The sequence below is a fragment of the Lysinibacillus sp. NPDC095746 genome (genome assembly GCF_044763535.1).
In the GTDB taxonomy this organism is placed as follows: Bacteria; Bacillota; Bacilli; order Bacillales_A; family Planococcaceae; genus Lysinibacillus.
The window spans coordinates 94054-118062 of record NZ_JBIWGL010000001.1; the positions used below are offsets into that span (position 1 = coordinate 94054).

Genomic DNA, 24009 nt, shown 5'->3' on the forward strand with positions numbered 1-24009 from the left:
AACAGTTGGGATGCCCCAACTGTTTTTTATTTATACATGTGCTACTTTTTTCGCTTTTATTTTTAATAAACGTATTAAATAAATGATAAAGACTACAACTAGCGAGCCTGCTCCAGTTAGATAGACAGAAGAATAGCCTACTTGCACGGCCACCATTCCTAAAATATAAGAGCCAAGCGCAATACCAATGTCAAACATCGTAAAGAACGTTGCTGTTGCATAACCGCTGCGTGTATGTGATGTAGACTGTATAGCTAATGCTTGTAAGCTTGTAGTTACTGCCCCATAGCCAAATCCAATAAAAATGGCTGCCAATAAAAATAGTGCTGGTCCTGAGACAAATGCGAGCATAACAAGACCGATAGCAAAGAGTATAATACCAGGTATAATAACAAACTGCGGCCCTTTTGTATCATAAAGTTTACCTGTATATGGACGTGTAATAAGCATTGCTGCTGCAAAAACTGCATAAAATAGACTCGCTACAGCCATTAAATCTTTTTGCTGAGCGTAGACTGATAAAAACGATAAAACACTCGAATATGAAAAAGCTACTAAACTAGCAATCGCTGCAACTGGAAGTGCACGATATTCAAATAAATCATTAAATTTAAATGTCAATTTACCCTGATGTTCTGACTTAGATAAATCATCAGTATTTATCGTTACAGCTAAAATGCCCCCTGCTAATATACAAATACTCATCACAATAAATAGCACATTAAAGCTACTATATTGAATAAGCAGCAAACCGATAAATGGTCCAATAACTACTGCTAAGTTAGTAGACATTGCGAAATAGCCTAGCCCTGCACCTTTTCGATTGGCTGGCACTATATCTGCGGCTAAAGAGCCAGCTGCTGTTGTAATAACACTAAAAAATATCCCTTGAATAAAACGTAATCCTAGTAAAAGTCCAAAAGGATGAATAAATAAATAGAAGACTGTACATAAAAAATAGCCTATTATTGATATAACTAAAAGCTTTTTCTTCCCAAAAACATCTAATAATTTACCCGAAAAAGGACGAACTATAATAGCTGATAATAAAAATCCTGATATTAACAATCCCGCTTCCTTGTCTGTCTGATGCAACTCACCGATCGCATATAACGGCAAAGTCGTTACCAATCCATAAAAAACAAAAAATACCGAGATATTTGTTAAAAAGAGACTAATAAACCTGTTCGTCCATATTTTTGTATTCCCTTCTTGCTGCACGTCTATCAACCTTTCATTTTTTCCAATAAAATTATAAATTGCTGTTGTTCTTCAACAGTTAATGCCCCTACCATTTCTTCCTCAAAAGCTAAGATGGTTTCAGTGATAGCAGGCAAATGTTCCTCTGCATATGGTGATAAAGTAACGATTTTTTCACGTTTATCTTCACCCTCCATTCTAAGCACCCAACCTAAAGCCTCAAGTCGAGTAATTGCTCTCGTTATACTCGGTGCCTCAACATTTAAATACTTCCAAATTTGTGTTAATGTCATTGGCCCATGATTATGTAAGCAATATAAAATAGCCCATTGTGAGCTATACAAGTTGTGCTGTTTCAGTACTTCATTTAAACAATTCGTTAAATAACGACTTTTTTGGAATAAAGCATGAAAAATAGGATTCATGTTAGCGTCCTCCTTATTTATTTACCTAGCTAAATAAATACTATACGCCTCATTTTTTTCGCTGTAAAGTGTTTGAAGTTTTGATGGCGCATAACCACAGCGACTTACGTATTTGTTCATCAGTGATTAGCTTGCATTTTATCAGCGATTTTCTCCGACGTACTAACTATCAGAAGGGAAATTTTTAAAAGTGTCGAATTAAGCTAATAGATTACAAATAAAAGGAGATGGAAGCATGGGGAAAAAGGTATTAATACTTGCAGGAGACGCAGTTGAAGCTTTAGAAATTTTTTATCCTTATTACCGTTGTCTTGAGGCTGGCTATGATGTAACGATTGCAGCACCATCCGCAAAAAAATTACAGACTGTATTGCACGATTTTGTCGATGGTGTCGATACATACATCGAGCGTACAGCATATGGCATAGAAGCACACGCATCCTTCGCAGAAGTAGATCCAGCACAATTTGACGGACTCATCATTCCTGGTGGACGAGCGCCAGAATACATTCGTTTAAATGAACATGTTCCAGCACTAGTGAGCCATTTCTTTGAAAAAAATAAACCAATCGCTGCTGTATGTCACGCAGCTCAAATATTCGCGACCATCCCAGAAATATTGAAAGGACGTGAACTAACAGCCTATATTGCCTGCAAGCCCGAAGTTCAAGTAGCAGGTGCAACGTATATCGATTCTAATCTTCATACAGACGATAATTTAATTAGTGGTCATGCATGGCCAGATTTACCTGGCTTAATGCGAGAATTTATTCAAAAGCTAGAAAACTAACGGAATGAGGATGCCTGAAAGCAGGCATCCTCTTATTTTATGGAGTGGTTTCTTGGAATTCAATTTTCACTACTTTCTTTGTATTGGTGTCATATTTAATTCGAACATGTACACCGAATTCCTTGTCACTTTGTTTTAGCAAAAGTTTAAATTTTTCAATAGTGGCATCTTCAACAACCTCGCTTCCCTCATACAAATAATCGAGGATTTTTGCTTGAGGGTATTTTGCGTGTGTCTCTTTTATCACTACTTTTCCCCATAGAGCATGAGCTGGAATTCCCTGTTGAGCATAAGTAATCGTTGGAGTGATGAATACAGTAAACAAGACAAGAAAAATGCCAAGTTTCACATAAAATTTTCGCAAGTTCATCAACCTTTCAATTTTTTGGGTATAAAGTAGCCAAAACAGCAAAAAATAAGTGCTCCTTAAGCATTCTCAACCTTAAGGAGCAATTTTCATTATCTTTTACTGGATTGTTTTGGTTGTTGAGGATTGTTATGAATTACTTGATTAAATTCTGCTGAATATTCTTCACGATCATTTCTTTTATGTGTATCTTCTTTCTTTTTCTTTTTGAAGCTCGTTTTATTTTTCTTTGCCATTATTTAAGCCTCCAATTTCGGTTATTTATTTTTGTTGGACTGCTGATTTTTCTTATGGTTCGTTTTATTATCTTTATTTTTGGCTTTCGCATCAAATTCTGCAGCGAATTCTTCATTGAGATTGTCATTCGGGTTATTGTTATTACTATTTGATTTATCGAGGTCTATTTTTTTGTAGGTATCAAAAGGATTATGCGTTCTCACATTCATTGTTTTATTGTTGTTTTTGTTGTTTCTATTGGTGTTTCTATTGGCCACGGATATTCACCTCCTACATGTAATGTGCTCAGGATAAAAGGTTTTATGCTTTGGGGATAACTGCAGGCATTACTAAAAGGTTTCCAGTCCAATCAATTTTCGCCTTGGCATAATTGCGTCCGAATGAGGCTTTGGGCCAACATACGCGAAAGCGGCATGAAGTTGGTCACACAGTCGTGTGTTGTTGTTGTTGTTTTCGCTTTCGCACAGACAAATTGCCGCAGGATGTGGCGTCTTTTACAGTAGGTGTTTGGAAAAAACGAACCACATCTGATTCGTTCAGCTCTTCTTTCAGTCGCTCTGTTTTCATCCTTCTTATAGGTAGAACTCTTCTACTGAATAAAGATAAAAAAAATGTACATCACTAACTTTAATTAGTAATGCACATTGTATTTAGACAATCGTATATTCAGTTATATTTAATAATGCACCAACTGCACCTGAAAAACCGTGGTCATTAATAAAGACGGGTGTATGCTTTTTCGTACGAGTGTAATTGGCAATAACACGTGTAAGATGATCATTATTACTTAAAGTTGAGCCAATATAAACGATATGTTGAGCATTTTTTTCTTCAGCATATTGAATACTAAGTGTGGTAATAACCTCACCTACTAGTCCTTGTACAGTTGCAATAATATCTTCTGTTGGATGTTTGATGGATTCTGTAATACCAACTTTCCCAAAATTACTAGCTGTCAGTTGCCCATCAATAGGTGTGTCCATCCCTTGATAAATATCCTTTACTAGTAAATCAATTTCTTCGCGATTACCCTTAGAGGCCAGTTCTCTTATTTCATTGTAATCCGTGATGCCAGTTGTAAGCGCTGACAATCCAATCAATGTTCCACCACCAACGCCTGTACCACCAACACGAACATGCGTATTATCTTCCATATAATGAATTGAAGTACCAGTACCAATATTAGTAATCATACTTCTCTCAAAGAAGTAGCCCTCTTTATGCAATAAAAATCGAACGCCCTTCAATGTGGCTTCAAACTCTACTATATAATGAATCGATTTCATTGTTTTGATGACATCCAGTAATTGTTCTGTACGCCCTCCCGTAACACCAATATCCTCAATATCTGGATGATTAATAATCCAATTTTGCACTGCTAGCAAATCATTTGACGGGAAAGTTATTAAAACGAGCTCATTATGCTCATCTAAATAAGCAACTTTTGTCAATGTTCCGCCTGCATCAATACCTATAGCCTTTGGCATACCATTCTCCTTTGACTTTACGTACAATCTCTATTTCAGATGGTGAGATATATACTAGATTTTGCTTGTATTCAAGAGGCGATTAGAAGCCAGTTGAATATCGTTCATGCCTCCACAAATATCACGGATTTTGCAAGGAGTTATTGTGCCAAAATCCGATGTATTGTATTTCAGTACCGAAAGCAAATCAACTGCTACAAATGTCTTCTGCGCGAAAGCGAAGCGTCAGCAGCAATTACTCGAAAAGTGAAGTTGTATCTCTGTCCTTCCTAAACTTTAACGCTGTTGAAATAAATGTGCAATAACTTAGCAAACTTTCATGAAAAAAAGACGAAAAATATCAATTTTTTTCTATTAATCACACGATTTTCGTCGCAATTTTATAACTTTAACATTATTCTACTATAAAAACACAAAAGAACTGAAAATGCAATGACACTTAGTTCATTATCGATTCTAGCAAGTGTATATCGTTAAAAATTAAAAGTTGAGCGCTAATTCCTGAAAGTGTTCCGATAAAACTAAAAAAAGTATGTCCTATGAACTGGTTAAGGGATTAGCTGATATCCTCCAAAATCACTAGTTTGCTTCCCGGAATCAATTTTGCGTGCCTGTCCCTACCTATAAAAATTACAATCTCTTTATTCGTTATTTATCCCCACTTTGTCTTAATTTATACCATTTGAAAATAGTTGATTATAAATTGAACAATCTGTTTTATCTTTCATCACTTTTACGATACGATATACTATAGATGTGTGACCATTTGAACGGAGGAATACAAGTGAAAGATCAAAAAAAACTTTATAAAGAAGCGATGCAAGTTTTAAAGGAAACTAGTCGCACTTTTTATATACCGATTACTTTTTTAAAAAACGATTTAAAATTGTCTGTGGCAGCCGCGTATTTAGCAATGCGTGCCATAGATGAAATTGAGGATCATGAAAACCTTTCTAATGACGTAAAATTCGATTTACTTAATGCAACAAGTGAGTTATTAAAGGAATCATTTAATGCTGAAGCCTATGAAGCATTATTAGCGCCATATGTAGATCAGCTACCTGAAGTATCTCTTCGTTTAGCAGATTGGCTAACGTTTTGTCCTGAAGGCTCCCGTAAAATTGTCCAAGCTTCAACAAGTGAAATGGCGTTTGGGATGGCAAAATGGGCAAAAGCAAACTGGCAGGTGCATACGCGAGAGGATTTAGATGATTATACATACTACGTTGCAGGGCTTGTTGGGACAATGCTGTCTGAGCTTTGGGCGTGGGGTGCTGACATTCAAACAGATCGCGATTTAGCTATTGGCTATGGCCGTGGTCTCCAAGCAGTCAATATTTTACGCAATCAGCATGAGGATATGGACGAGCGCGGAGTAAGTTTCGTTCCTGATGGCTGGACTCGTGAAGATTTATTTGCATATGCGGAGGAAAATCTCGCGAAAGCGGATCTTTATATGAAAGATATTAATAAACGTACTGTATTATTATTCTGCCGTCTACCACTTGCATTAGCCCATAAAACATTGAAGGCAATGCAAGAAGGTCGTGAAAAAATGTCACGAGCAGAAGTAGAACAAACAGTCGAAGAGGTACAGGCTGACTAAAACTTACACCATAAAACAGCCCCAGTATGAGAAATTCCCGTACTGGGGCTGTTTTAGTTATACGGACTGAACTAGATTAACAATCATTTCATAACTAAAAAAGATTGAAAGCATCGTTAACAACATAAATACTACCTTTTCAGCTTTACTACCCGTTTTTATAGTCATTGGTAGACGTATTGAAATGGATACTGGGAAGAACAGCTTAACACCCTTCTTAGTGCCCATATCAAGGAAAACATGACTTGCCATCCCTAATAAAATGCCTAGTGAAATGGATTCGTAAGGTATAAACGTATGTAGTAACATCCCTACTAGAAATAAAAAAAGCAAACTATGTGTAAATGAACGATGTCCAAACAAAGTATTGACGATCTTTGAAATAACGGGAAACTTCCTCCCGATTTTGCTGCCCCCATGGCAAATATCTGGAAGTAATGCACCGATAACGCCCGCTCCTACTAAAACAAGTGGATTATCATTAGAAATTTGTGCAAAAGCAAGGCTAGCAGTGATGCCCCCGATAATATGTGTATTCCCTTGCATTATTTACTTCTGCTCCTTATATCTCTATATTTTTATCCTTCTTAATTTAACACACTCCAGCACAAAAGGGAACATATATTCCGAACGTATAATCCCTTTTTTGTTAACGAAATTAACTTTCCTATCAAATTCAGAAACATTTCAGCCTCTTATTGTATATATAGGATATTTAGAGATAAAAATGAATATTGGAGGTTATTTATGAAATCTATCAAAGGAATTTTGTTTATCATACTAATAATGAGTAGTAGTGCTTTACTGTGGTCTTTCGCTACACCTATAGAACCTATCCAGTCAGTTAACAGGCTCAGTCACATCATTGGAGGCATGGCCATTACAGGCTTCTTCCTTGTCTTTTTGCTAGCAACAAGAATGAAAATGTTTGAGCGTTGGTTCCATGGTCTAGAAAATGTTTATTTTTATCATAAATCTTTAGCCATTCTTTCACTAGTATTAGTGGTTATTCATGGTCAATTACAAGATCTGGTCCCCCACTGGGATAAAGTACAAAGAACTTCACTCAGCGAATTTGCGAAAGAACTAGGATCACTTGGTCAATATGGTTTCATAGCGTTAATTGTCATTGCGCTTTTTGCTAAATTTCTAAAATATGAGCATTGGCGGATCTTTCATCGGTTAATGCTTATTCCATATACATTTGGAATTTATCATGCCTATTTTTCAAGCAGATACGATTTATTGCAGCCTACACCTTTAGGAATTTTCACAGCAATAACTACAACTATTGGATTTATGTCAGCATTATATATGTTGACGATGTATCAGGATATGTTTTTCAAATATACAGGCAACATTACAGGAATCAAGAAAATGGGCTCCAATGTTATTGAACTGGAGCTAACTCTTGAAAGAAGCCTCCCCTTTCGTCATGGACAATTTATTTTTATCAAAATTTTGCAAGATGGCATAGAAAAGGCGCCTCATCCCTTTTCAATTTCAGGTGGCGATGGAAAAAAATTATTTGTCACTATAAAGGCGGTTGGTGATTTCACAAAAAAAGTATATGATTCAGTTCAACTGAATACACCAATCACACTCGATGGTCCTTATGGTCATTTAAACTTTGAAAATGGAACACAGCAACAAGTTTGGATAGCTGGCGGTATAGGTATTACTCCATTTTTATCTTATTTGCAATCACAACCATTGGATCGTGATATTGAGTTATTTTACACTTACCATGGTCAAAACAATGCTATCTATAAAGATTTTTTACAGGAGTATGCAATAACTAATCAACAATTCAAAGTGAACTTTATTGATACTACCCAAATGGACAGGCTTTCATTCGAAAATTTTCCAGTGCCCTCACATACAAGTATTTTTATGTGTGGCCCCGAAAAAATGCTAAAACATTTTGCCAAGCAATTGAAATCCCACAATAAAGATATAAACGTTGACTTCGAGACATTTAAATTTAAGTAATAATTATCGATTATGCCCCGGCATCATCGCGTCCGAAATCCGCGGAGGCTTTAGGTCAACACATGTTTTTTGCGCGAAAGCGTAGCGCAGCTGTTTAGACACCCGCTGAAAGAAGTTAATCAATTTCGAGCAATTTACTTGGAATTCCGAAAAGTATATCGTATAGTAAAATCTCATCAAAAATAAAGGAGATATTTTGACTTGACTACACCAATAAGTTATTTAAATAAAGTAATGCATGATCGTAAATCTGTTCGTAAATATGAAGCTAATTATAAAATTCCTCAATCAGATTTAGAGGAGTTACTTGTGATGGCAACAACCGCTCCATCATCAAGTAATTTACAACCTTGGCGCTTTTTAGTGATCCAAGATGAGGAAGTTAAAAAGGAACTACGTTTAATTGCAAATAACCAGGAGCAAGTAGAAACTGCGTCTGCCATCATTGCGGTATTAGGCGATACTGCAATGTACAATAATGTTGAAGAAATCTATTCAAAAAACGTCGAGCTTGGCTATATGGACGAAGCAACAAAAAACATGATGATTGAAAATTCATTAAAGATTTATTCAAACCTTCCTACAGAAGTTCTAAAAAATATAGCTACATTTGATGCAGGCTTAATTTCTATGCAAATCATGCTTTTAGCAAAAGATATGGGCTATGATACGGTTACAATGGGTGGCTTCAATAAAGAGGCTTTTGCGAAGCACTTTGCATTAACAGATAATCTAGTGCCAATTGTCTTAATCGCTATCGGAAAAGCAGCAGCACCAGCTTACGGCTCATCTCGTTTAGCGCTAAATGACATCGCAAAATTCATTTAATCCAAGAGAAAGACTGTATCAATTTCGTATGGCTTAAAATGCTCGCTAAAATGAAGAAAAATGTTCTTTTTCGAATAAATATGATACACTAAATATAGAATAAAAAAGACTGGATGCGTCAACATCCAGTCAAAGCAACATTCATGCCGCAACAATGGCGGCTGACCAAGTTAAAGTTTTAGCAATAGCCACCTTACTTAGCCGGCAGGGTGGCTATTTCTTTTTATTTTGAGAGACAATAATGCTAAGCATCAGTGTCAGTACTGCAATTAGCAAAAGGCTACACTGCACAATCAAACTGAATGCTTCAAATACTGTCATCCGCCTCACCCCCCTTCAAAAGGGAGTTCAGCCGCCACCTGCATTATGAATTGTTGCTAATGTTTAGTCTAACAATTTTACGAAATATATTCTATGGAAAATCCCCAGAAAATTTAAAATTGCTACTCACTTACATAATTAGTCAAAAGACTCTAAAAAGTTGCTCTGTACATTAATCCAAGTCTGACAATTTAGCTAATGACTCTTTCAAAAGCTGTAATTCCGACAGTGACAACGTAACACCCTTCCCCATCTTTGTACGATCTTCCGACCAATCTCTAATATCGTATTTCGGCTCACGACCATTCCAGCTAATTAAATTCAATTCTTTTTTCCAGCCTTTATTGCCTTCCGATAATACCGCAACTGTTTCAACAATTTCGTATTTAATTTCAGCCATATTCATTCCTCCTTATTGTATCTGTAATAAGAACTATATCTTGAAATAATAGGATTATCAAACGTGACAATACTTGCAATAATTACACTTCTTAAGAAACGTAAAATCCATCAGAATTAATCTTGTGTTATTCCGTCATAAAATTAATTTTTTACCTTGTGTACCTTCCTTGGTTCCCATAACGTCGTATATCCGTTCATTATTGAGTAATCATATAAATCTACAAGCTTGTTATTTTCATATGTATAAAAATAAGTTGGTTCTCTAATAATTGACACTAAATTATGATTTCTTTCAAGCATGGACTCTAAATAAAATTTAGTTGTGATTTTGTCACTTTTTTGTAAGTTACAATCATTACACGCCAACACTAAATTCCATAAATTATCATTTTGAACAAAGCTCCACGGAATGAAGTGATCTACATGTGTTTTTCGGCGATTAGTTGATAAATCACAATTACAATAGAAGCATCGATTTTGTTCAAATTGTGTAAGAACCTTGTAAAATGCCTCTAAAGAACTGCGCTTTGAAATAACTTCTATTTTCGAAAGCAAAGCCATTGTACTTGTGACTTCATTCACTTTTTCGAGATATTTGGCTAAATGATAATTTGTTAGATTTGTTAAAACCCGCTGGTATTTTTTCATGAATTGATAGACAGGATTGTTGAAACGAAAATGTGCATGTTTGATGTCAAATTCATAGAATACCCCTGCTGTATCTCCGTAAAATGCGCCGATCACGTTCTGCTTACAATCACGCTTCACCTCATTGACGATTTTTAGTTGCAACGAATCTAAAAGCTGATCGAATTGCCATTCGGGAGGGATCGCATTGTCAATAGCGTATTTCTGTAAAATTGTTTGGGCACGAGCTGGTTTATTTTTATTTGGCGATTGTGCTAACTCGTGATGAATTACAAGATTCCAATATATATTTGTGAAAGAATAAAATATTTGATCATAACTGAGTATTAACTTTTCATCTACATTGTATAAATCTTCAAGCAATGCTTTAAAAAACACATACTTATAAGAAGTTGCGACTGATGAACGATAGTAAAAATTATTTAGATGATGCCAAATCTGATCCTCAGTTACATATTGTTCGCGTATTTCACCGACCTTTAAATCATGCGACATGCTTATTCCTACTCCTTCACCTCAACTAAATATATACCTTTCGCAAAGCCTCCGCATTTGCTCTTCTTCTGAGTACGTATTTGTTCTAATTGTTCATAGGGCACGTCGTACATTTGTATAGCTGTATGTACTAATTCTAAAATATCCGCAAGTTCCTCAACGGCCTCTTTTGGTGAGGCTGCCTCTAGAAATTCTAATGCTTCTTCTTGCATTTTCACTTTTATTTCCTCTAAGTGTTCTCCTTGTTCTAATACTCTTATGCTACATTTTTTACCATTCTCTTCAATTATTTGAGGAATTAAATCACGTACTAATTTATTGTATATTGGTATGCCAACTGTCCCCTTTACATAAGATTATTTTCCATATTTCTGCTGAATCGTTTGAATATGTTGTTTTTTGACTTCATTGGATACTTGCATTTGAGGTACAAGCTTATTGTAAATTGCTTGAATATCGTCTTGAGAGAAAAACTGTTTTGCAGTTTGCTTTTGTGTTTGGATAAAACGCCCAACATTCTCTCGTTTTATAACATGAACATTTTGGGAAGTTACTACCACTTTTTTTAATGTACAGCGTTCACTAAAAACAATGACTGAATGAATTGCATCTTTCGGGAGGTCTAAAAAATCTTGAATTGCACGGATATGCGTAGCATTTTGACGGATTGGATTGAAAAATTTATATTTTTTCTTATTCGGCATCGTTTGTGTCCATTGTTGTTGTGTTTCATTACCAAAAATCCAACCACTATAGTTTTTTGACTCAATTACATAAAGACCAGTTCGATCAATATAAAGTAAATCAATCTCCGTTAATTCATCTGAATTTCTTTTTGGAATATAGACATTTAATAATTGTCTATGACTTTGTAAGGCATGCCGTTCAATAATCTTCGATGTTAAGTACTCACCATTTCTCCCTTTATTTAGTTTAACTGCAAAGTAATTATTTTTTGTCTGTTTATAATAGACACTTTTCCGATAATGTTTTTCCATAAAGTAAAAGCTTATCACTATCGATATTAAAATTATAATTAGCATAAACATACTCCCCTATCTATTGTTTCTTTTACCTCAATAAGCCAAAAATCCTAAAACTATTATACCAATATTATCATGGATATTTTTAGGATTTTTTACATTAGTACTCAATTTTTCATCAAAATAGTTTCTTGTAGCATTTTAGTTTGAATGTTTTTTGGAAGCTATCTGTTTAAACACTGTTTTTTTGGTGACATCTACTACCCTTTGCTAACCCCTTTTTTGTTCCAATCATTCATTTATTAGAAATTATCATTAATACAATTTTTACATCTATCGGAATAGTACAAATACATCATTAACATTAAATTCCGGATAAAATTAACTGTAGATATATGACTTTAGTATTGTTATTATTATGAAGTATTTTTTTGAAAGGGGGTTTTCTTATGTACGATTCTTCATATTACAATGATTTCGATGATTTAGATTTGGAATTTCTCATTATTATGTTAATTTGTATTGCATTGCTAAGTATTGCAAGCTATGTCATTAGTTCACTTATTTATTACCAGGCATCTAAAGTAAATGGCTTTAGCAAACTGGCTTACATTGCTTGGATTCCGATTATTGGTATTTATAACCTTTTCTTATTAACAGCAAAGGGTGATAATGACGCAACAGTTCGAGCAGCAGCAATGAAAAATGCTATTATTTATGCTGTATTGGTATTTGTTTCATTTATTCCGTTTCTGTTTCTAGATGTGATTGCTTCAATAGGTCTTCTTGGCTTTATTTTCTATTTCACATATCGTCTTTTCTATCGTTGGACTGGTGGAACTGGGAAAGCTGTACTTTATACGATTTTATCGTTCATCACATTAGGACTATTCTATTCGATCTATGGCTTACTAAAAATGAATAAACCTTTCGTTGCATAATACATATGCCCGTACAAAAACCTCTTTACACCATTTTAGGTGAAAGAGGTTTTCTAGTTATTCACGTAATTTTACACTATAATGTCTTATGGACTTAGGAATACCTTTTAATGCGAGCACCCCACTATAGACTAAAAATCTTATTCTAGATTCTAAAAAGAAGACACTAGGAAGCTCTTCAATCAAAGGTAAGAGTTCCGCAATCACTGCCCCTGTCTTGATAAAATCTGTTGTTGCTTGTTCACTATGTAGCCTTTCTATCGTCTCTATAATAAGTGGATCAAAATAATTTTCTGGTACCCCTTTTATTCCATTATTAGTCCATAAGCGCAGAATATCGTTAGTTTGCGATAATGTTTCCCATTCATTTTGGAACATACGACGCTCCTGGATAGTTAATGGCTTTTTTTCTTCCATGTTCATAAAAAGCTGCGCTAATTGCTGTGAACTAAGATGGCTTGTCGCACAATTAGCCTTACTCTGTTCTGTTGTATTAATAAGAAAAATCTCATTTGATTTATCTCGCAATAAATAGAGGAAAAAACGAAGCCCGCATTGTTCATCGGCATTATTACCATACCAAATATAGATAGGAATATGATTCGAAATATCTTCTATTTCACGCAAAGTATTTGTAAACTTATTTTGATAAACATCTTCCTGTCCATCGTTAATATTTTCAAATAACCAATTGTTTCGGGATGTTTGACCTCTTTTCTCCTCTAGCTTCCACAATGGTCCAATTGAAAAGCAATCTGGGAATCCAATCACATGTTTTGATGGTGCAAGTGCTACTCTCACTGAGCCAGCTGCAGATTCAGAGCTCACAATATGAACAGCCTGTGTTGTTATTCGTTGATCCACAGAACAATGTTTTTGAATACAGTCATTGATAATTTCTACGATGTCGCTTAAGTTATGTTGCTCAAACCACAACCTCCACCCGTCAATTGCTTTACTTTCTTCATGGTTGAATGCTTCAAATTGAACATGATGCTGTAATTCATAAACCTCCCATTCACTCCTTTCTATCAAATCCGATGCGTTCAAATAATTATGTGTTTTAATTCGATAGACAAAAACTATATTTGATTCCAGCAAAAAATAAATATATGGATACTTTACTTTCGATTCCAACACTTAGACCCCCTTCTATAAAAATTTTACCATACAAAAATTAGGAACTAATCAGCTGTATTTTCTACTCTCCTACGACACTCGATCTATCAAATTTTGAAAAATAAGTTAGATAACAGAAAAAATATGCTATATTATAGTTAGAAAATTTCGAATTTCAATTTTTTAATACAAAGGGGTTTGATGATTGTGTATGAAAATATTTTAAGACATCCAGGACCTACGCCAATTCCTAAAAAGGTTCAGCTTGCAATGAATCGCGATATTATTAGTCATCGAAGCAATGAATTTGTAACACTTTACCGTGAAACAATTGAATTAGTAAAACCTATTTTCGGGACAAAGCAAGAAATTTTACTTCTTCCATCAGGTGGTACAGCAGCTTTAGAGGCCGCTGCGGTTAACACTGTTTCTGCCGGTGAAAATGTTGTTGTGATCACTGTTGGAGCATTCGGAGACTATTTTGTTTCGATTTGTGAGAAATATGGCTTTCATGTACATAAGCTTGAAAAAGAATGGGGACAAGCTTGCACAGCTAAGGAACTACGAGAATTTTTGCAACCGTTGAAAGATATTAAAGCTGTTTTTGTCACATACAATGAAACTTCGACTGGTATCTTAAACCCAATTGCTGAATTAGCACAAGTTGTACGTGAGGAAACAGATGCATTGTGTATTGTCGATGGTGTAAGTTGCATAGGTGGAGCTCCAGCTGAAATGGATGCCTGGGGAATTGATATTCTTGTTACTGGATCTCAAAAAGCGATGATGCTACCTCCAGGACTTTCTCTTGTCAGCGTTAGTGATAGGGCTTGGAACGTTATTGAAGAAAACAATACACCGTCCTATTATTTAAACCTATTAAGCTATCGTAGCTGGGCAGAAAAAGGGATGACGCCAAACACGCCTACTGTGACACTTATTTCTGGACTTCATGAGGTTTGTAACCTTATAGAGGAAGAAGGAGGCTTTGAACATACAGTTGCCCGCCATGAACTAATGAAAAACATGGTACGTCATGCGATGAATGCCCTTCATATTGAGCTTCTAACTACGGATGAGCATGCTTCTCCGACCATTACAGCGATTATGGCACCAAAAGGGATTGCACTCGGTAACTTCTTGGCACATTTAAAACAACAATATCATTTAGATTTCGCTGGTGGCCTCGGCCATTTGCAAGGTGAAATTTTTAGATTCGGCCATATGGGCTATTGTTTCCCAAGTGATATTTTACAAGCAGTTTCTTTAATGGAAGCAGCACTTCAAGACTTTGAATATGACTTTGAGCCAGGTGCAGGTGTACGGGCAGCACAGGAAGTATTTTTAACCGCTCAGCGAAAACAATGCCACGATAAAGTGAAACTTTCCCCACAGATGTGATTTGTCTTCACCAATTAGGATTATATCGGTAATTATTCTTCCTCTTATTGCTTGATAAATGGGATAAAGATTTAAACTTCCAAATCTATGTATGGATTTGGAAGTTTGTTTATTACGTAAAAAAGTAAAACAGAACGGGATATTTAGGAGATAACGTAATTCAGAAACGAGGGCGATTACTGAACAAGAAGAAATGTTCAGTTTAAAAAATCCTTTTAGACTAAACATCCCAATATCTTCAACATTGATCTCATCAAGTATACCTGTCATTAAATCAAAAGTTCATAAACAAGCATTGAAATCGTCAGAGAACGATATACCTAAGTAAAATTGCAATTTCGGCCAGTACTTCACGGCATGATCGACTCGAATTATGAATATGAGTGCATGTTCAAAAGCTAAAAGTGTTATACTAATAAGCACGTTATAAATTGAGGAGTTAGACAGTATGAAATATTTTAAACCACAAATGCAGCAACTTGTGAAAGAAAACCGTGAATTACATGATCGCCTAAAAGAGTTAATGTCCGAAATGGATTTGCAAAAAAATTATGCTTTAAAAGCTTTATATCACGCTGAAGTAGCAGACGGTGGACGCTATCAGCAAGATTATCAAGCGTTGGACTATTTATATAAATAACTTTAAAAGTAATAAACGCAAGAATGCTGATTCCGATAGCATTCTTGCATTTTCTTATTAACGAACTACCTTAATCATTCATTCTTGCTACCGGCACACCTTTGCCATGTATTCCTCACGCATTTCCTCCGGCACCATACTTCCACCTGTTGCCCATACAAGATGGGTAGCTTGCTCCATCTTATTAACTAAATCATGCTTTTCTAAATAACTTTGTCCATTTTTCATTAACTGAATTGGTCCGAACATCCCTGCATGTGCAGATGGTTCTAAAAACAGGCCTTCCGAATCCATCGCTAAACCGAGTGACGTAAATAATTCTTCATCTTTCACTGTATAACAACCACTAATATATGTTTCCATCACTTTGCCAACAAATTTTGACGCACGACCAACAGCAAGGCCATCTGCTTCGGTTTTATTAGTAAGACCGATATCTTCTACACTAACTTCATCATGTAAACCTGTCATTAAGCCAATTGTCATACAAGGAGATGCTACGGGCTCTGCGAAAAATATATGGGCATGCTCTCCAAAAATTTCACGTATCCCGTACGCAATCCCCCCTGGTCCTCCACCTACACCACATGGTAAATACACGAACAATGGATGGGCAGCATCCACAGAAATATTCGTCTTTTCAAACTGCGCTTTTAAACGCTTTGCTGCCACTGCATAGCCGGCAAATAGGTACTTCGAATTTTCATCATCAATAAAATGACACATAGGATCTTGTTCAGCCTCTCGACGACCTTGTTCTACAGCAACACTATAATCTGCTTCATATTCAATAACTGTCGCACCTTTTTCACGCAGTAATGCTTTTTTCCACTCTTTTGCATCACTCGACATATGTACAACGACATTAAAGCCGAGTTTTTTGCCCATAATGCCGATACTCAATCCTAAATTACCTGTAGAACCTACGGCAATTGTGTATTGCTGAAAGAACGATTGAAAGTCCTCTGTTGCCAGCATCGCATAACTATCCTCTTTTGTTAGCTTGCCACTAGCGATCGCAAGCCGTTCTGCCTGCCTTAATACTTCAAAAATACCACCACGTGCTTTAATAGAGCCGGAAATTGGCAAGGCATGATCGCATTTTAAGATAAATTGACCTGGTATTAATACATCAAATTCTTTTTCAAGAGCTTTCTTCATGCAAGGTATATCTAGTAAAGACGATTCAATAAGCCCTTTGCTTTCCAAAAGCTCTGGAAATGCTAAAGTTAAATAGGAAGAAAAGCGTTTAAGCGTTTCCTCTGCCTCCTCAACTTCCTCCATTGAAAAAAGATTTGTTTGCGCCTTTTTTTCTCGATTTGTATTTTCCCAAAGTACAGTATGATAATTTGCTAACTCGTTTAGTCCCGGAAATTGATTTAATAGTTCGTGTTTACGCTCATTTTCCACCTTCAGATTCCTCCATTTTTTGAGCTAAAATCGCTCGTTCACAAATTTGTCGAAATTTCAATTCAAACGAAATATTGTTTTCTTGAGTTCGTTTTTTAGGCCCTTTCGTCCGTCCTCCAGCACGTCTAATTTTCTGTCCAACATGGCGCATATCGAGCAAACGTTCGATATTTTCATTAGACATCTCTCTTCCATTTTGATCGATTGGATAACCTCCTCTTGCCAAAACCATAGCTGCTAAACCATAATCCTGTGTAATGACAATATCATGTTTTGAAAGCGCATTCACTAGCGTAAAATCAACCGAATCCGGACCCTTTGGAACCATAATTGTTATTACATTATCACGTTCGATACGGTGGGATGTATCGCAAAACAAGATTGTTTCAATCTCAAACTCAGATGATATAGATAACGCTAAATCCACGACTGGACAGGCATCAGCGTCAATTAAAACCTTCACAATAAAGCATCATTCCTTTCTCATAATTAGATAGATCGCTCAACCTGTTATTATTTCAATATAATAAATTCCTCCCCTCGATTGTTCAATTTTTCACAAACTTTAGACTGTTGGAAAAAGTATTTTATTGAATAGTGTGAAAAATAGATATACGATACAACTATCAAATAACTGGAGGTTTTTTACTATGACAACTACAACTGTAAGCAACGAACAATTAGCAAAAGAATACGTTGATGGCGTATTCAAGCAACTAAAACAACAAAATAGTTATCAAGCAGAGTTCTTACAAGCAGCTGAAGAAATTTTCATTTCATTAGTGCCTGTATTTGCACAACACCCTGAATATATTAAAGCCAATATCTTATCTCGTATCGTTGAGCCAGATCGTATCATTTCTTTCCGTGTAGCTTGGCAAGATGATAACAACGATGTTCAAGTAAACCGTGGTTACCGTGTACAATACAGCAACGTAATGGGGCCATACAAAGGCGGTCTTCGCTTCCACCCTTCCGTAAATGAATCCATTATCAAATTCTTAGGCTTTGAACAAATCTTTAAAAATGCTTTAACAGGCCAACCAATCGGTGGTGGTAAAGGTGGTTCAAACTTCGATCCTAAAGGTAAATCAGATTCGGAAATTATGCGTTTCTGTCAAGCATTCATGACTGAATTATACCGCCATATTGGTCCAGATGTCGATGTTCCAGCAGGTGATATCGGTGTTGGCGCTCGTGAAGTAGGTTATTTATGGGGCCAATATAAGCGTTTAACAAAAGCAAGCGAATCTGGTGTATTAACTGGTAAAACTCCTGGCTACGGTGGTTCTTTAGCCCGTAAAGAGGCAACTGGTTATGGTACTGTATATTTTGTAAACGAAATGCTAAAAGATGTCAACGATTCATTTGAAGGTAAAACAGTTGTAGTTTCTGGTTCTGGTAACGTTTCAACATATGCGATTGAAAAAGCACAAGCTTATGGCGCAAAAGTTGTTGCTTGCTCTGACTCTTCAGGCTATGTTTATGACCCAGAAGGTTTAGATCTTGATGCAATTAAAGAAATTAAAGAAGTAAAAGGCGATCGTATCTCTACTTACCTAAACTATCGTCCAAATGCTACATTTACAGAAGGTTGCACTGGTATCTGGACGATCCCTTGTGACATCGCGCTTCCATGTGCTACACAAAATGAAATCAATGGCGATTCAGCTCGTACTTTAATCTCAAACGGAGTGAAAGCTATTGGTGAAGGTGCAAACATGCCATCAGATCTTGAAGCAATTAATGAATTCTTAAATGCTGGCGTATTATTTGGTCCTGCTAAAGCTGCTAATGCCGGAGGTGTTGCTGTATCTGCTCTTGAAATGGCGCAAGATTCAAGTCGCGTTTTCTGGTCATTTGAAAAAGTAGATGCTAAATTACATGAAATTATGAAAAACATTTATGCGGACAGCAAAGCAGCTGCTGAAAAATATGGCTACCCCGGAAATCTTGTAGTTGGCGCGAACATCGCTGGCTTCATAAAAGTGGCTGATGGTATGCTAGCTGAAGGCGTTTATTAATATTAATTTCAGAATCCTTTCAATCATTCAAGGTGATAACGAACATTCGTTATCACCTTGTTTTGTCAATAGAAATAAAGTTAAAAACATAAAAAAGTATCGTTTAAAACGAACATTTTTAGTATTAAATATTTAAAACATTCGTGTTATACTAATGAAGTACTACGAAATATTGGAGGGTTTTTTGTGGAATTATTGTATACAGGTAAAACAAAAAATGTGTTTCAATTAGAAGATGGTCATTACTTATTAAAATTTAAAGATGATGTAACTGGAGAAAACGGCGTATTCGACCCAGGTGCTAATACTGTAGGGTTAACAATCGACGGCGCTGGTTTAGCTGGACTTCGCTTAACTTCTTATTTCTACTCAAAATTAAACGAACAAGGTGTTCCTACTCACTACGTTGATGCAAACTTCAACGATGCAACAATGACAGTAAAGCCTGCAACTGTTTTTGGTAAGGGTTTAGAGGTCATTTGCCGCTTCAAGGCAGTTGGCTCTTTCCTACGTCGCTATGGTGCTTACGTAAAAGAAGGACAAGACTTAGATTCTTTCGTAGAAGTTACCATCAAAGATGATGATCGACTAGATCCTCCCATTTCTGAAGATGCTTTAGCCATGTTAAACCTGTTAGCACATGAAGAATACGCAATTTTAAAGCAACGTACAATTGAAATTGCTAAATTTGTTGCTGCAGAGCTTGACAAAAAAGGGTTAACACTTTATGATATCAAACTAGAGTTTGGCCGCGATGCTAAAACAAATGAAATTTTATTAATAGATGAAATTTCAGGTGGTAATATGCGTGCTTACAAAGGCGAACAATACATAGAACCATTAGAGCTTGAAAAAATTATGTTGGCTGAGTAAAAAACTATTCTATTAAAATGCCATGCCTGACTAGATACGAGTATTCCAAAAGAGTCGCTTTCTTGCGGCTCTTTTTGTCTAAAATGTTTTTTCGAAACTTTTCATCGAATCACTCGTATACTAATTATACGCATCATGCATTTATACTATTATTTTGGAGGTAATTTAATGGATGACTTTAATGAAAGATCACAAGAAAGGCTAAAGGTTAATCCATTTTTGTCTATTTGGTTGCACCCAAAGCAAACAACCCGTTACATGATAGAAGAAAAATCAATTGGTTTTGCTCTTCTTCTTTTGTCAATTGGTTATATTGGTGTTACACTTTCAGACCTTATTGATAAAATATCCGTGATAGACTTGTCTCCTTGGCTTATCTTACTATTTTGTGTTATTGTAGCACCGATTTCAGGAATAATCGGTACAGCTTTTCTTGCACTAATCGCTTGGCTGTTCGGTAAACTTTTTAAAGGGACAGGTACGTACTCACACTTATTCAAAGGATTAAGTTTAACTGCTATTCCATCTATAGTCCTTATTCCTTTTTATTTAATTTGGTTATTTACATCACCTGAGTCTTTAATGGATCCTGACTTCGCCGGGCCTTACCCTTGGGTTATTTGGATTGCAATTTTATTATCGATTGTGGTTGCAATTTGGAACCTTATTATTACAGTAGGAATTATTGCAGAAGCACACCAAATAACCAATTGGAGGGCCTTCTTTACACTCTATATCCCAGGCATTCTTCTCATTGTCCTTATTATTCTGATGATTGTTCTCTTTGCAGCTATCGGCATTTTAGCCAGAACGTAAAAAATCTCCCCTCTCTCTATGAGAGTGGGAGATTTTTTCACGTTAAACTGAAAGCACTGTATTTTGTTGGAATAGCTCCGACACACCAGACTCAACAGCTGCTCCACTTACAGCTTGGGAAACAATTTCAACAACCCGCTCATCTAATGATTTAGGTACAATATATTCCTCCGTTAATTCTTTATCACTTACAAGAGCGGCTATCGCTTCCACTGCAGCTATTTTCATAGCCTCATTAATATCTGTTGCTCGAACATCCAATGCCCCACGGAAAATACCAGGGAAAGCAAGCACATTGTTAATTTGATTTGGATAATCGGAGCGTCCTGTCCCCATAATACGTACACCCCATGCTTTAGCATTTTCATACGTAATTTCAGGATTTGGATTTGCTAGTGCAAACACGACTGGATCATCATTCATTGAAGCAATATGTGCTTCTGTTAATAAATTAGCAACCGATACGCCGATAAAGACATCAGCACCTTTAATGGCATCTTCCAATGTTCCGTGTATTTTTTCAGGATTTGTTAAATGGGCCACTGTGTCTTTAATTGGATTCATACCTTCAGCGCGACCTTCATAAATGAGACCTTTTGTATCGCACATATAAATATTTTTATAGCCCATTTGCACAAGAATACGCAAAATAGCAATACCGGCTGCTCCTGCACCATTAATAACGACCTTCATCGTTGCCACATCTTTCTTCACAATACGATTGGCATTAATCATCCCTGCACCTACTACAATCGCCGTTCCATGCTGATCATCATGGAACACAGGAATATCACATTCTTGGCGCAGACGATCTTCAATTTCAAAGCATCTTGGCGCTGATATATCTTCTAAATTTACAGCACCAAAAGTGGGAGCAAGCGCCTTCACAATGCTGACGATTTCATCCGCATTTTTCGTATCTAAACAAATAGGAAAAGCATCAACATTGGCAAAACGCTTTAATAAAATAGCCTTCCCCTCCATTACTGGTAATGCTGCCTTCGGGCCAATATCCCCTAACCCTAATACCGCCGTACCATCTGAAACAACCGCTACCATATTCCCTTTCATTGTATAGTCGTAAACAAGCGATGGATTTCTTTCAATCTCTACACAAGGCGCAGCTACCCCTGGCGAATACGCGAGACTTAAATCATATGAATCTTGCACAGGTACTTTAGAAATCACCTCTAATTTCCCACTATAATACTCGTGCATTTCTAAAGCCTTTTTCATAATATCCATTCAATCCCATCCTTTTCTTTTCAATTATTATATATTCCAGAATCATAATACTTTGTGAAAATAAAGTCAACGAATTTTCTGTCAATTTTAATTTTCCTTCGAAATAACGCTATTTATTATTAGTTCTACTAATTTCACCCTTTGTTATTAAGTTCACAATCAATTATTTTAATATAACATTTAAATCAATTAGCTTTATAAAAAATGTACAAATACCGCCACTAAGCCTGTTCAACTTTTCACATAGTATTTTTCTTGTGTAAATGAGAATTTTTTCACAAACTAATGTAAGCGTATCCATTATCCCAGCTGGTTCCGTCACATTTTCTTCACATTTTTTCACAAAGTTTATGCATCCTCAAGTATGAATCACTCGTTTCAAAGCCCAAAAAAAGAGCCCTTATTTTAAGGACTCTTGCGCAAACTTATTTATAAAAGCAGTGATAATATGCTTGGAAGACCACTGTTCTTCCGATACTTTGGTAATCGGGTAATCACGAGAAAAGATTGATTTTGTTATTTCTTCTACCGAATAACCTTTATCAAATAATTGCCTTACATTGCGTTCCATTTCTTCTAAATAAGCAATTTTTTCTTGTATTTTCGCTCGACCATCCGCTAATAAGCCCGCATGACAGCAATAAACTTCTTCGAAATCATAGTTTAATATTTTCTTCAATGACGCCAAGGTATGTACGATATTTTCTTCATCAAGGACAACCTTAGTTTTCGTCTGTATATACAGATCACCTGTAAACATAGCACCTGTTTCTCGATTGTAAAATGATACATGATCTGTCGTATGCCCTGGTGTTTCGATAACGTCCCATTTAGCTGATTTCGTTTGTAATGTATTGCTAAATGGTTGGGCAATAAACGCTGGTCGCTCACCCCATAATGCCTGCCGATAAAAAGGATACTCCCCATCCTTTGCACAAAGGCTCACCGAATCACGATGAACATAGATAGGTACACCCTTGTGTTGCTGAATCCACGCTGCATTTCCTGAGTGATCCTCATGAGAATGTGTGAGCGCCAATTGCTCAATCGGTATTTCGTTAAAAAAGGATTGGAACTCCCGTGAAAGTGAATATGAGCCTGTATCAATTAGTAAACCATCCACAAAAAAACTATAAACACTCATTCCTATCCCATGAACTGCCACTTTACCGTGAGCACATTGCACATCACGATTTTGTTGAATCTCTATACTTTTCTCTCGTTTAATCATCCTTTTCCCCCTTTGTAAAAAGAGTGTAGCATAAAATGAATAACCAGTCATTTTATGAATACATCACAACTCGTTAAACCTCCTAGCATTTAGAGAGACCATGGATTCATTAGAAAAGTCCAGATTACGGTAGCAGAGGGTACAATCCTCATATATTGTTTCATAATTGTTCGCTTTGATGGGGCTATCCATGATTTGGGTGGGGCTATCCACGTTTTTGACGATTCTATCCATGTTTTGGGTGGGGCTATCCATGATTGGGGGCTATCCATCATTTTGACGATTCTATCCACGATTGGGGGGCTATCCACGACTTTGGATTTCTATCCGTCACCTCGGCTCTTCTTTCCGTCGCTTCAGCTTTTCTTTCCGTCGCTCTGACGGGTCTATCCACGTTTTGGTGGGACTATCCATCATTTTGACGATTCTATCCTGGGGGGGCTATCCATGATTTTGACATTTCTATCCACGATTTGAGCGGGACTATCCACGTTTTTGACGATTCTATCCACGTTTTGGGCGGGGCGA

At 36.3% G+C, this 24009-nt stretch carries 28 protein-coding genes; 10 read left to right on the plus strand and 18 right to left on the minus strand.

Annotated features, from left to right (window positions below; translation table 11 throughout):
- Positions 1–30: 30 nt before the first annotated feature.
- Both ACIQ7N_RS00465 and ACIQ7N_RS00470 read right to left on the minus strand, forming a co-directional pair.
- Positions 31–1227 carry an MFS transporter gene (locus ACIQ7N_RS00465; RefSeq protein ID WP_402929921.1) on the minus strand — a complete coding sequence of 399 codons (1197 nt, stop codon included), beginning with the start codon at positions 1225–1227 and terminating at the stop codon, positions 31–33.
- Positions 1227–1625: a MarR family winged helix-turn-helix transcriptional regulator gene (locus ACIQ7N_RS00470; protein ID WP_402929502.1), complete on the minus strand. Its 399-nt coding sequence runs from the start codon at positions 1623–1625 to the stop codon at positions 1227–1229. The genes ACIQ7N_RS00465 and ACIQ7N_RS00470 overlap by 1 nt, the downstream gene beginning before the upstream one ends.
- 235 nt (positions 1626–1860) lie before the next feature.
- On the opposite strand from ACIQ7N_RS00470, the gene ACIQ7N_RS00475 reads away from it, so the two are divergent.
- Positions 1861–2415, plus strand: coding sequence for a DJ-1/PfpI family protein (locus tag ACIQ7N_RS00475; protein ID WP_402929504.1), 555 nt, complete (start codon positions 1861–1863; stop codon positions 2413–2415).
- Between the two features lie 37 nt (positions 2416–2452).
- On the opposite strand, the gene ACIQ7N_RS00480 is transcribed toward ACIQ7N_RS00475, so the two are convergent.
- From ACIQ7N_RS00480 to coaW, 4 genes are all read right to left on the minus strand, one after another.
- Entirely contained in the window at positions 2453–2779 is a 327-nt protein-coding gene (locus ACIQ7N_RS00480) for a DUF3889 domain-containing protein (RefSeq protein WP_402929506.1), read from the minus strand.
- A 95-nt stretch (positions 2780–2874) separates the two neighbouring features.
- Positions 2875–3018: a hypothetical protein gene (locus ACIQ7N_RS00485; protein ID WP_185903432.1), complete on the minus strand. Its 144-nt coding sequence runs from the start codon at positions 3016–3018 to the stop codon at positions 2875–2877.
- Positions 3019–3039: 21 nt separating this feature from the next.
- The gene (locus ACIQ7N_RS00490) at positions 3040–3276 is read right to left on the minus strand and encodes a hypothetical protein (protein WP_400719611.1); all 237 of its coding nucleotides are present in this window, start codon (positions 3274–3276) and stop codon (positions 3040–3042) included.
- Between the two features lie 393 nt (positions 3277–3669).
- Positions 3670–4506: a type II pantothenate kinase gene (gene coaW / locus ACIQ7N_RS00495; protein WP_142508241.1), complete on the minus strand. Its 837-nt coding sequence runs from the start codon at positions 4504–4506 to the stop codon at positions 3670–3672.
- A gap of 784 nt (positions 4507–5290) precedes the next feature.
- Here coaW and ACIQ7N_RS00500 point away from each other — a divergent pair.
- Positions 5291–6112: a squalene/phytoene synthase family protein gene (locus ACIQ7N_RS00500; protein WP_402929508.1), complete on the plus strand. Its 822-nt coding sequence runs from the start codon at positions 5291–5293 to the stop codon at positions 6110–6112.
- Between the two features lie 57 nt (positions 6113–6169).
- On the opposite strand, the gene ACIQ7N_RS00505 is transcribed toward ACIQ7N_RS00500, so the two are convergent.
- The gene (locus ACIQ7N_RS00505) at positions 6170–6658 is read right to left on the minus strand and encodes a metal-dependent hydrolase (RefSeq protein ID WP_402929510.1); all 489 of its coding nucleotides are present in this window, start codon (positions 6656–6658) and stop codon (positions 6170–6172) included.
- 201 nt (positions 6659–6859) lie between these two features.
- On the opposite strand from ACIQ7N_RS00505, the gene ACIQ7N_RS00510 reads away from it, so the two are divergent.
- Together ACIQ7N_RS00510 and ACIQ7N_RS00515 are read left to right on the plus strand one after the other, a co-directional pair.
- Positions 6860–8104: a ferredoxin reductase family protein gene (locus ACIQ7N_RS00510; protein ID WP_402929512.1), complete on the plus strand. Its 1245-nt coding sequence runs from the start codon at positions 6860–6862 to the stop codon at positions 8102–8104.
- A 234-nt stretch (positions 8105–8338) separates the two neighbouring features.
- Positions 8339–8932 carry a nitroreductase family protein gene (locus tag ACIQ7N_RS00515; protein ID WP_402929923.1) on the plus strand — a complete coding sequence of 198 codons (594 nt, stop codon included), beginning with the start codon at positions 8339–8341 and terminating at the stop codon, positions 8930–8932.
- A gap of 213 nt (positions 8933–9145) precedes the next feature.
- On the opposite strand, the gene ACIQ7N_RS00520 is transcribed toward ACIQ7N_RS00515, so the two are convergent.
- The 5 genes from ACIQ7N_RS00520 to ACIQ7N_RS00540 form a co-directional block, all read right to left on the minus strand.
- Complete coding sequence (locus ACIQ7N_RS00520; protein ID WP_220443510.1) at positions 9146–9253, minus strand: putative holin-like toxin; 108 nt, start codon at positions 9251–9253, stop codon at positions 9146–9148.
- A 172-nt stretch (positions 9254–9425) separates the two neighbouring features.
- Positions 9426–9653, minus strand: a complete 228-nt coding sequence (locus ACIQ7N_RS00525) for a YdbC family protein (RefSeq protein WP_248718557.1) — start codon at positions 9651–9653, stop codon at positions 9426–9428.
- Positions 9654–9796: 143 nt separating this feature from the next.
- Complete coding sequence (locus ACIQ7N_RS00530) at positions 9797–10798, minus strand: HNH endonuclease signature motif containing protein (protein ID WP_402929515.1); 1002 nt, start codon at positions 10796–10798, stop codon at positions 9797–9799.
- An 8-nt stretch (positions 10799–10806) separates the two neighbouring features.
- Positions 10807–11130 carry a pyrophosphohydrolase domain-containing protein gene (locus ACIQ7N_RS00535; RefSeq protein WP_402929925.1) on the minus strand — a complete coding sequence of 108 codons (324 nt, stop codon included), beginning with the start codon at positions 11128–11130 and terminating at the stop codon, positions 10807–10809.
- A gap of 24 nt (positions 11131–11154) precedes the next feature.
- Positions 11155–11841, minus strand: a complete 687-nt coding sequence (locus tag ACIQ7N_RS00540; protein WP_248718556.1) for a nuclease-related domain-containing protein — start codon at positions 11839–11841, stop codon at positions 11155–11157.
- 389 nt (positions 11842–12230) lie between these two features.
- Between ACIQ7N_RS00540 and ACIQ7N_RS00545 the strand changes: the two genes are divergently transcribed.
- Positions 12231–12722, plus strand: coding sequence for a hypothetical protein (locus tag ACIQ7N_RS00545; protein ID WP_248718555.1), 492 nt, complete (start codon positions 12231–12233; stop codon positions 12720–12722).
- Between the two features lie 57 nt (positions 12723–12779).
- On the opposite strand, the gene ACIQ7N_RS00550 is transcribed toward ACIQ7N_RS00545, so the two are convergent.
- A complete protein-coding gene (locus ACIQ7N_RS00550; protein WP_402929518.1) occupies positions 12780–13862 on the minus strand; it encodes a DUF1835 domain-containing protein in 1083 nt (360 codons plus the stop codon).
- A gap of 186 nt (positions 13863–14048) precedes the next feature.
- On the opposite strand from ACIQ7N_RS00550, the gene ACIQ7N_RS00555 reads away from it, so the two are divergent.
- On the plus strand, positions 14049–15242 hold the full coding sequence (locus ACIQ7N_RS00555) for a pyridoxal-phosphate-dependent aminotransferase family protein (RefSeq protein ID WP_402929520.1): 1194 nt from the start codon (positions 14049–14051) through the stop codon (positions 15240–15242).
- A 448-nt stretch (positions 15243–15690) separates the two neighbouring features.
- A complete protein-coding gene (locus ACIQ7N_RS00560) occupies positions 15691–15882 on the plus strand; it encodes a hypothetical protein (RefSeq protein WP_049666523.1) in 192 nt (63 codons plus the stop codon).
- Between the two features lie 87 nt (positions 15883–15969).
- Here the strand turns inward: ACIQ7N_RS00560 and ACIQ7N_RS00565 are convergent, their stop codons facing one another.
- Both ACIQ7N_RS00565 and ACIQ7N_RS00570 read right to left on the minus strand, forming a co-directional pair.
- A complete protein-coding gene (locus tag ACIQ7N_RS00565) occupies positions 15970–17292 on the minus strand; it encodes a D-serine ammonia-lyase (RefSeq protein ID WP_402929522.1) in 1323 nt (440 codons plus the stop codon).
- Complete coding sequence (locus tag ACIQ7N_RS00570) at positions 17282–17755, minus strand: YaiI/YqxD family protein (RefSeq protein WP_132358967.1); 474 nt, start codon at positions 17753–17755, stop codon at positions 17282–17284. The genes ACIQ7N_RS00565 and ACIQ7N_RS00570 overlap by 11 nt, the downstream gene beginning before the upstream one ends.
- A gap of 187 nt (positions 17756–17942) precedes the next feature.
- Between ACIQ7N_RS00570 and gdhA the strand changes: the two genes are divergently transcribed.
- The 3 genes from gdhA to ACIQ7N_RS00585 all read left to right on the plus strand — a co-directional run bounded on the left by gdhA (position 17943) and on the right by ACIQ7N_RS00585 (position 21005).
- The gene (gdhA, locus tag ACIQ7N_RS00575; RefSeq protein ID WP_402929524.1) at positions 17943–19316 is read left to right on the plus strand and encodes an NADP-specific glutamate dehydrogenase; all 1374 of its coding nucleotides are present in this window, start codon (positions 17943–17945) and stop codon (positions 19314–19316) included.
- Between the two features lie 186 nt (positions 19317–19502).
- Positions 19503–20189, plus strand: a complete 687-nt coding sequence (locus ACIQ7N_RS00580; RefSeq protein ID WP_402929526.1) for a phosphoribosylaminoimidazolesuccinocarboxamide synthase — start codon at positions 19503–19505, stop codon at positions 20187–20189.
- Positions 20190–20357: 168 nt separating this feature from the next.
- The gene (locus tag ACIQ7N_RS00585) at positions 20358–21005 is read left to right on the plus strand and encodes a Yip1 family protein (RefSeq protein WP_402929528.1); all 648 of its coding nucleotides are present in this window, start codon (positions 20358–20360) and stop codon (positions 21003–21005) included.
- 42 nt (positions 21006–21047) lie between these two features.
- Here ACIQ7N_RS00585 and ACIQ7N_RS00590 read toward each other — a convergent pair whose 3' ends face one another.
- The 3 genes from ACIQ7N_RS00590 to ACIQ7N_RS00600 form a co-directional block, all read right to left on the minus strand.
- Positions 21048–22250, minus strand: a complete 1203-nt coding sequence (locus tag ACIQ7N_RS00590; RefSeq protein ID WP_402929529.1) for an NAD(P)-dependent malic enzyme — start codon at positions 22248–22250, stop codon at positions 21048–21050.
- A gap of 163 nt (positions 22251–22413) precedes the next feature.
- Complete coding sequence (locus ACIQ7N_RS00595) at positions 22414–22593, minus strand: hypothetical protein (RefSeq protein WP_402929530.1); 180 nt, start codon at positions 22591–22593, stop codon at positions 22414–22416.
- Between the two features lie 57 nt (positions 22594–22650).
- Positions 22651–23481, minus strand: a complete 831-nt coding sequence (locus ACIQ7N_RS00600) for an MBL fold metallo-hydrolase (protein WP_402929532.1) — start codon at positions 23479–23481, stop codon at positions 22651–22653.
- Positions 23482–24009 lie beyond the last annotated feature (528 nt).

Excerpts from the sequence above, each read along its gene's own strand:
- ACIQ7N_RS00560 (WP_049666523.1), top strand. The coding sequence starts at position 15,691 with ATGAAATATTTTAAACCACAAATGCAGCAACTTGTGAAAGAAAACCGT.
- ACIQ7N_RS00470 (WP_402929502.1), bottom strand. The coding sequence starts at position 1,625 with ATGAATCCTATTTTTCATGCTTTATTCCAAAAAAGTCGTTATTTAACG.
- ACIQ7N_RS00520 (WP_220443510.1), bottom strand. The coding sequence starts at position 9,253 with ATGACAGTATTTGAAGCATTCAGTTTGATTGTGCAGTGTAGCCTTTTG.
- ACIQ7N_RS00590 (WP_402929529.1), bottom strand. The coding sequence starts at position 22,250 with ATGGATATTATGAAAAAGGCTTTAGAAATGCACGAGTATTATAGTGGG.
- ACIQ7N_RS00545 (WP_248718555.1), top strand. The coding sequence starts at position 12,231 with ATGTACGATTCTTCATATTACAATGATTTCGATGATTTAGATTTGGAA.
- ACIQ7N_RS00585 (WP_402929528.1), top strand. The coding sequence starts at position 20,358 with ATGGATGACTTTAATGAAAGATCACAAGAAAGGCTAAAGGTTAATCCA.
- ACIQ7N_RS00530 (WP_402929515.1), bottom strand. The coding sequence starts at position 10,798 with ATGTCGCATGATTTAAAGGTCGGTGAAATACGCGAACAATATGTAACT.
- ACIQ7N_RS00515 (WP_402929923.1), top strand. The coding sequence starts at position 8,339 with ATGCATGATCGTAAATCTGTTCGTAAATATGAAGCTAATTATAAAATT.
- ACIQ7N_RS00475 (WP_402929504.1), top strand. The coding sequence starts at position 1,861 with ATGGGGAAAAAGGTATTAATACTTGCAGGAGACGCAGTTGAAGCTTTA.
- ACIQ7N_RS00540 (WP_248718556.1), bottom strand. The coding sequence starts at position 11,841 with ATGCTAATTATAATTTTAATATCGATAGTGATAAGCTTTTACTTTATG.
- ACIQ7N_RS00510 (WP_402929512.1), top strand. The coding sequence starts at position 6,860 with ATGAAATCTATCAAAGGAATTTTGTTTATCATACTAATAATGAGTAGT.
- coaW (WP_142508241.1), bottom strand. The coding sequence starts at position 4,506 with ATGCCAAAGGCTATAGGTATTGATGCAGGCGGAACATTGACAAAAGTT.
- ACIQ7N_RS00525 (WP_248718557.1), bottom strand. The coding sequence starts at position 9,653 with ATGGCTGAAATTAAATACGAAATTGTTGAAACAGTTGCGGTATTATCG.
- ACIQ7N_RS00600 (WP_402929532.1), bottom strand. The coding sequence starts at position 23,481 with ATGATTAAACGAGAGAAAAGTATAGAGATTCAACAAAATCGTGATGTG.
- ACIQ7N_RS00505 (WP_402929510.1), bottom strand. The coding sequence starts at position 6,658 with ATGCAAGGGAATACACATATTATCGGGGGCATCACTGCTAGCCTTGCT.
- ACIQ7N_RS00485 (WP_185903432.1), bottom strand. The coding sequence starts at position 3,018 with ATGGCAAAGAAAAATAAAACGAGCTTCAAAAAGAAAAAGAAAGAAGAT.
- gdhA (WP_402929524.1), top strand. The coding sequence starts at position 17,943 with ATGACAACTACAACTGTAAGCAACGAACAATTAGCAAAAGAATACGTT.